The sequence below is a fragment of the Leptolyngbya sp. CCY15150 genome (assembly GCF_016888135.1).
GTDB lineage: Bacteria > Cyanobacteriota > Cyanobacteriia > RECH01 > RECH01 > RECH01.
The window spans coordinates 1-214 of sequence record NZ_JACSWB010000024.1 but is presented as its reverse complement, the minus strand read 5'-3'; the positions used below and the strand labels follow the sequence as shown (position 1 = coordinate 214).

Genomic DNA, 214 nt, shown 5'->3' with positions numbered 1-214 from the left:
TGTTTGTGCCGGTGACGGGTCTGTGGATGAGCTCGGTTGGCATCATCGGTCTAGGCTTGAACCTACGGGCCTATGACTTCACGTCGCAGGAGATTCGTGCGGCGGAAGACCCAGAATTTGAAACGTTCTACACGAAGAACATTTTGCTGAACGAGGGCATCCGTGCATGGATGGCACCTCAGGATCAGCCCCACGAGAAGTTTGTGTTCCCTGA

Annotated in this window: 1 pseudogene; it reads left to right on the top strand. The window is 54.2% G+C overall.

From position 1 onward, the window contains the following. Positions 1 to 214, top strand: a pseudogene (locus JUJ53_RS00110) (photosystem II D2 protein (photosystem q(a) protein)); the annotation flags it as partial.